General features: G+C 68.2%; 5 protein-coding genes and 1 pseudogene. All 6 read right to left on the bottom strand.

Annotated features, from left to right (window positions below; all coding sequences use genetic code 11):
* The coding region (gene nuoH, locus V7Q31_RS16395) for an NADH-quinone oxidoreductase subunit NuoH (RefSeq protein WP_333834933.1) at nucleotides 1-953 on the bottom strand (953 nt) is incomplete at its 3' end.
* A 4-nt stretch (nucleotides 954-957) separates the two neighbouring features.
* On the bottom strand, nucleotides 958-2,979 hold the full coding sequence (gene nuoG, locus V7Q31_RS16390) for an NADH-quinone oxidoreductase subunit NuoG (RefSeq protein ID WP_333834932.1): 2,022 nt from the start codon (nucleotides 2,977-2,979) through the stop codon (nucleotides 958-960).
* Nucleotides 2,976-3,248, bottom strand: coding sequence for a hypothetical protein (locus V7Q31_RS16385; RefSeq protein ID WP_333834931.1), 273 nt, complete (start codon nucleotides 3,246-3,248; stop codon nucleotides 2,976-2,978). Before V7Q31_RS16385 ends, nuoG begins: the two co-directional genes overlap by 4 nt.
* A 5-nt stretch (nucleotides 3,249-3,253) precedes the next feature.
* The gene (gene nuoF, locus V7Q31_RS16380) at nucleotides 3,254-4,549 is read right to left on the bottom strand and encodes an NADH-quinone oxidoreductase subunit NuoF (RefSeq protein WP_333834930.1); all 1,296 of its coding nucleotides are present in this window, start codon (nucleotides 4,547-4,549) and stop codon (nucleotides 3,254-3,256) included.
* Between the two features lie 11 nt (nucleotides 4,550-4,560).
* Nucleotides 4,561-5,831: pseudogene (locus V7Q31_RS19225) on the bottom strand (NADH-quinone oxidoreductase subunit E).
* On the bottom strand, nucleotides 5,828-6,616 hold a 789-nt coding region (locus tag V7Q31_RS16365), incomplete at its 5' end, for an NADH-quinone oxidoreductase subunit D (RefSeq protein ID WP_333834928.1). The gene V7Q31_RS16365 and the pseudogene V7Q31_RS19225, both read right to left, overlap by 4 nt.

Raw genomic sequence — 6,616 nt, 5'->3', positions numbered from 1 at the left:
AGCGACATCGGCAGGAACACCTTCCAGCCCAGCCGCATCAGCTGATCGTAGCGATAGCGCGGCACGATCGCCTTCACCATCGCGAACATGAAGAACAGGATCGCGATCTTGGCGAACATCCACAGCGCGCCGTCCGGCAGACCCGGGATCGGGGACAACCAGCCGCCGAAGAACAGGATCGCCATCAGCGCGCACATCAGCACGATCGACATGTATTCGCCGATCATGAACAGCAGATAAGGCGTCGAGCTGTATTCGACCTGAAAGCCCGCGACGAGTTCGGATTCGGCCTCCGGCAAGTCGAAGGGCGGGCGGTTCGTCTCCGCCAGCGCCGAGACGAAGAACAGCACCACCATCGGCAGATGCGGCAGCCAGTACCACGACAGGAAACCGAACCGCCCTTCCTGCGCGTGCACGATGGCCGTCAGGTTCAGCGATCCCGTCGACACCAGCACGCCGACGATGATCAGGCCGATCGAGACTTCGTAGGACACCATCTGCGCCGCCGAGCGCAGCCCCCCGAGAAACGGGTATTTCGAGTTCGACGCCCAGCCGCCCATGATCACGCCATAGACGCCCAAGCTGCTGATCGCGAAGATGTAGAGGATGCCGACATTCAGGTCGGACACCACCCAGCCCTCGGCGAAGGGGATCACCGCCCAGGCCGCCGCCGCCAGCGTGAAGGTGATCAGCGGCGCCAGCAGGAACACCGCCTTGTCCGCGCCGGCCGGGATCACGACTTCCTTGACCACGAATTTCAGGAAGTCGGCGAAGCTCTGGAGCAGCCCGAACGGCCCCACCACGTTCGGTCCGCGCCGCAGCTGCACCGCCGCCCACACCTTGCGGTCCATGTAGAGCAGGAAGGCGAGGCTGATCAGCACGCCGAGCATCACCGCGAGGCATTGCGCGAGGATGATCGTGAACGTTCCCAGCCCGGTGTCCCAATAGGTCATGCGCTCACTCCGCCGCCATCTGGCCCGCCGCGCGCTCGGCGGCGAGGCGGGAGAGTTCGGCCATCACGCTGCTGGCGCGCAGGATCGGGTTGGCCAGGAAATGGTCCGGACCGGTGGGCCGGATCGGCGCGTCGTCCACGGCGCCCGCAGGGGCCGGCGTCCACTGGTTCTGCGGGACCGCATCGATTTCGCCGAGGTGGGAATGCGCCTTGAAAAGCGCCGCGCGCAGCGCGTCCAGCGTGTCGAAGGGCAGGGCCTTCCCCATCCGGCCCGACAGCGCGCGCAGGATCGCCCAGTTCTCGCGCGCCTCGCCCGGCGGGAAGCCGGTGCGCAAGGCGATCTGCGGGCGGCCTTCGGTGTTGACGAAGATCCCCGGCTCCTCGGTGTAGGCCGAGCCCGGCAGGATCAGGTCGGCGCGATGCGCCCCCCGGTCGCCATGACTGCCCTGATAGATCACGAACGCGCCCGCGGGCAGGTCGATCTCGTCGCCGCCGAGATTGTAGATCGTGGCCGCGCCCTCGAGCGCCGCCGCCATCCCGCCTTCCGTCGTGAAATCCACATCCATCGCGCCGACGCGCGCCGCGGCGCGGTGAAGGACCATAAAACCCGCATCGGCCTCCTCCGCCAGCGCCATCGCATGGCCAAGGATCGCCGCGCCGTCCTTGCGGGTCAGCGCGTCCATGCCGATCACGATCAGCCCCGGCCCGCGCCGCAGATGGTCGAGCAGCGCGTCGCGCCCCTCGCCGGTCAGCGCCGCCGGCGACGCCCCGAGATGGGCGACCGGGTAGGTGAGGTCCGCCGGCGCGCCGATCAGCGCGACATCCGCGCCGAGGCTCCACGCCTTGCGCAGCCGCGCATTGTAGACCGGCGCGTCCGTCCGCGGATTGACGCCGACGAGCAGGATCGCCCGCGCGTCATCCGCATCCGCAATCGCCGCGTTCCCGACATAGGCCGAGCGGTTGCGGGCGGGCAGGGCGGCTCCGTCGGTCCGACACTCCGCAGCGCCGCCGAGCCCCTCGACGAGTTGCTTCAGCGCGAACAGCGCCTCGACTGGCGCGAGATCGCCGCCGAGCGCCGCGACTTTCCCGCGCCCCAGCGCCTCCGCCGCCGCGCCCAGCGCTTCGTCCCACGACACCGGGCGAAGCTTGCCGGCGACCCGGCGATAGGGCCGGTCCAGCCGCTGGCGGCGCAAGCCCTCGGCCACATGGCGCGAGCGGTCGGCCAGCCATTCCTCGTTGATGTCGTCATGGTTGCGAGGCAGCACGCGCATCACCTCGCGCCCGCGCACGTCGACCCGGATGTTGGAGCCGAGCGCGTCCATCGCGTCGACGCTCTCGACCTTGCGCAGCTCCCACGGCCGCGCAGTGAAGGCGTAGGGCTTGTTGGTCAGCGCGCCGACCGGGCACAGATCGACGATGTTGCCCTGCATCTCGGATTCCAGAATCCGCCCCAGATACGACGTGATCTCGCTGTCCTCGCCGCGCCCGGTCTGGCCCATCTCGGCCACGCCCGCGACTTCCGTGATGAAGCGCACGCAGCGCGTGCAGGAGATGCAGCGCGTCATGTGCGTGCCGACGAGCGGGCCGAGATTCAGGTCCTCCGCCGCGCGCTTGGGCTCGCGGTAGCGGCTGAAATCGACCCCATAGGCCATCGCCTGGTCCTGCAGGTCGCATTCGCCGCCCTGATCGCAGATCGGGCAGTCGAGCGGGTGGTTGATGAGCAGGAACTCCATCACCCCCTCGCGCGCCTTCTTGACCATCGGCGTGGTGGTCTTGATCTCGGGCGGCTCGCCATTGCGCCCCGGTCGCAGGTCGCGCACCTGCATCGCGCAGGAGGCGGCGGGCTTGGGCGGGCCGCCGACCACTTCCACAAGGCACATGCGGCAGTTGCCGGCGATGCTGAGGCGCTCATGGTAGCAAAAGCGCGGGATTTCCACGCCCGCGACCTCGCAGGCTTGCAGCAGCGTGAGGTTCGGGTCGACCTCGACGGTCACGCCGTCGATCACGATGGGGCGGAGGTCGCTCATGCCTTCTCCTCCAGCTTCTCGAGGCGAGCCCTGAGGTCGGCCACCGTCTCGGTAAGTCGGTCGATGCGCTGGCCCGTCGTCTCGTAGGCGACATTGGCGTGCGCCGAGAAACCCAGCGCCATCGCGACGCTCTCGTTCACGTCGTCCATCTTGCGTTCGAGCGTGGTCATGCGCTGTTCGATACCGTCGAACCTTTCCGAATGCGCGCGCTGGGTCTCGCGAATTTCGCGCAGCAGTCGCAGCACGATGTTCTCCGTCTCCTCGGTCATCGCGCTCACTCCGCCGCGACCGCGCTGACGCGGCCCGACTGCTTCGTCTTGATGCGGTCCTCGATCTCGCCGCGGAAATGGCGGATCAGCCCCTGAATCGGCCACGCCGCGGCGTCGCCCAGCGCGCAGATGGTGTGGCCCTCGACCTGCTTGGTCACTTCCAGCAGCATGTCGATCTCTTCCAGCGCCGCCTCGCCGCGCACCAGCCGGTCCATCACGCGCATCATCCAGCCCGTGCCTTCGCGGCAGGGCGTGCACTGGCCGCAGCTTTCGTGCTTGTAGAATTTCGACAGCCGCCAGATCGCCTTGATGACGTCGGTCGACTGGTCCATCACGATCACCGCCGCCGTGCCGAGGCCCGAGCGCTGCTCGCGCAGCCAGTCGAAATCCATGATCGCGTCGTCGCAGAGGTCCTTGGGCAGCAGCGGCACCGACGCGCCGCCGGGGATCGCCGCCTTGAGGTTGTCCCACCCGCCGCGCACGCCGCCGCAATGGCGGTCGATCAGCTCGCGCAGCGTGATCGACATCGCCTCCTCGACGACGCAGGGCGCGTTCACATGGCCCGAGATCGCGAAGATCTTCGTCCCGGTGTTGTTGGGCCGCCCGATCCCCGCGAACCACGCCGCGCCGCGCCGCAGGATCGTGGGCACCACCGCGATCGACTCGACGTTGTTCACCGTCGTCGGGCAGCCGTAGAGGCCGGTGTTGGCGGGGAAGGGGGGCTTGAGCCGCGGCATCCCCTTCTTGCCTTCGAGGCTTTCCAGAAGCGCCGTCTCCTCGCCACAGATATAGGCGCCGGCGCCGTGATGCAGATAGATGTCGAAATCCCAGCCGGACTTCGCCGCGTTCTTTCCCAGAAGACCCGCCGAATAGCATTCGTCGATGGCCGCCTGCAGCGCCTCGCGCTCGCGGATGTACTCGCCGCGAATGTAGATGTAGCAGGCATGCGCGCCCATCGCGAAGCTCGCGATCAGGCAGCCTTCGATCAGCGTGTGCGGATCGTGGCGCATGATCTCGCGATCCTTGCACGTCCCCGGCTCGGACTCGTCGGCGTTGACCACGAGATAGGAGGGCCGCCCGTCGCTCTCCTTCGGCATGAACGACCATTTGAGCCCGGTCGGGAACCCCGCGCCGCCGCGCCCGCGCAGGCCCGACGCCTTCACTTCTTCAACCAGAGCGTCGCGGCCCTTCGCGATCAGCGCCGCCGTGCCGTCCCACGCGCCGCGCTTCATCGCCGCCTTCAGAGAGCGGTCGCGCATGCCGTAGAGGTTCGTGAAGATGCGGTCCTTGTCGTCGAGCATGTCCCGCTCCCTCAGGCCTGGCTGCTGGGCACGTCGCCCGCATCCACCCGCGCCGCGAATTCGGTGACGCCGCCCGCGGCGAGCACCTTTGCCTGTTCGATCCACGCGTCGCGCGAGGCGCGGCCCCGGAAGCCCTCGAGATTGTCGTCGACCCAGGCGAGTTCGGCCTCGGTCCAGGCGGCGATCTGGTCGAAATGGTGCACGCCCATGCCATGCAGCGTCGCTTCAAGTTTCGGCCCGATTCCCTTGATTCGCTTGAGATCGTCCGATACGCCGCCGCGCGCCGCGTTCAGCATCGCCGGCTTCGACTGCGCCGCCGCAGGAACAGGCGCCGGCTCGGGGCTCGGCGCAGCGACGGGGCGGGGAGCCGCCTCGGTCGACGCCGCCTTGCGCGCGCGCGCCGACAGGCAGCCGTTGAAGCCCCAGATCGCCACGCCGACATAGATCGCAAGCCCGATCACCGCCGCCGTCGCGTCCGGCATGCGGGCGCTCAGGACGAGCCCGGCGAAAGCGCCGGCGATGAGGCCTTGAAGATTGGCCGCGACCCAGCAATTGTCGAAGTTGAGCTTGCCCAGCATCGCCCCTCTCTCCCCGAGCGCCGTCAAGATCCGTCGATCCGCGCGAGCGTGTCGCCCTGCGCTTCGGCCAGCGCCACCGAGGCGTTGGCGGTCTCCCGCTTCGCCCGACCGGGATCGAGCGAGGTCAGCCCGCTGACCGGCTCGCTCGCGAAGCGCCCGTTCTGCGGCCCCGGCTTCGGCGTCTCGCCGCGCGCGATGGCGTCGAGGAGCGCGGCGAAGCTCTCCGCCGTCAGGTCCTCGTAGTAATCCTTGCCGATCTGCGCCATCGGCGCGTTCGAGCAGGCCCCGAGGCACTCGACTTCCTCCCAGCTCAGCTTGCCGTCGGGGCTGAGCGTGTGCGGCTTGGCCGCGATCTTCGCCTTGCACACGTCGATCAGGCTCTCCGACCCGCACAGCATGCAGGGCGTCGTGCCGCACACCTGCACATGCGCCGACGACCCCACCGGCGAGAGCTGGAACATGAAATAGAAAGTGGCCACTTCGAGCGCGCGGATGCGCGCCATTCCGAGCATGTCGGCCACCGCCTCGATGGCGGGGCGGGTCAGCCAGCCCTCCTGCTCCTGCGCGCGCCACAGCAGCGGGATCACGGCGCTCGCCTGCCGCCCTTCGGGATATTTCGCGATCTGCGCCTGCGCCCAGGCGAGGTTCGCCGGGGTGAAGGCGAAGGAAGCGGGCTGGTCCGGGTGGAGGCGGCGCAGGCTCACCGGTCGATCTCCCCGAACACGATGTCGAGCGAGCCGAGCACGGCGCTGACATCGGCCAGCATGTGGCCCTTGCACAGATGGTCCATCGCCGCGAGATGCGGGAAGCCCGGCGCGCGCAGCTTCACACGGTAAGGGCGGTTGGTGCCGTCGGCCACGAGATACACGCCGAACTCGCCCTTCGGCGCCTCGACCGCCGCATAGACGTCGCCCTCGGGAACGTGGAAGCCTTCGGTGTAGAGCTTGAAGTGGTGGATGAGGGCCTCCATCGAGGTCTTCATCTCGGCGCGCCGCGGCGGGCCGATCTTGCCGCGGGTGAGGATTTCTTCGCCCTCGCATTGCGCAAGTTTCTCGACGGCCTGCTTCATGATCTTCGCGCTCTCCCGCATCTCCTCCATGCGGACGAGATAGCGGTCGTAGCAGTCGCCGTTCTTGCCGACGGGGATCTGGAAGTCGAATTCGTCATAGCACTCGTAGGGCTGCGCGCGCCGCAGATCCCACGCCCAGCCCGAACCGCGCACCATCACGCCCGAGAAGCCCAGCGCCTGCGCCTCCTCGATGCTGACCACGCCGATATCGACATTGCGCTGCTTGAAGATGCGGTTCTCGGTCAGCAGCTCTTCCAGATCGTCGCAGACTTCGAGGAACGGGTCGCAGAAATCGTATATGTCCTGAAGCAGTTGCGGCGTCAGGTCGGCATGGACGCCGCCGGGGCGGAAATAGGCGGCGTGGAGCCGCGCCCCACAGGCGCGCTCGTAGAAGATCATCAGCTTCTCGCGCTCCTCGAA

This window comes from Rubrimonas sp. (assembly GCF_036788415.1).
GTDB lineage: Bacteria > Pseudomonadota > Alphaproteobacteria > Rhodobacterales > Rhodobacteraceae > Rubrimonas.
This window is presented reverse-complemented; position numbering and strand designations above follow the sequence as displayed.

Bases quoted from the DNA above. Each gene is read 5' to 3' on its own strand.
- nuoG (WP_333834932.1), bottom strand. From the start codon at position 2,979: ATGAGCGACCTCCGCCCCATCGTGATCGACGGCGTGACCGTCGAGGTC.
- nuoF (WP_333834930.1), bottom strand. From the start codon at position 4,549: ATGCTCGACGACAAGGACCGCATCTTCACGAACCTCTACGGCATGCGC.
- V7Q31_RS16385 (WP_333834931.1), bottom strand. From the start codon at position 3,248: ATGACCGAGGAGACGGAGAACATCGTGCTGCGACTGCTGCGCGAAATT.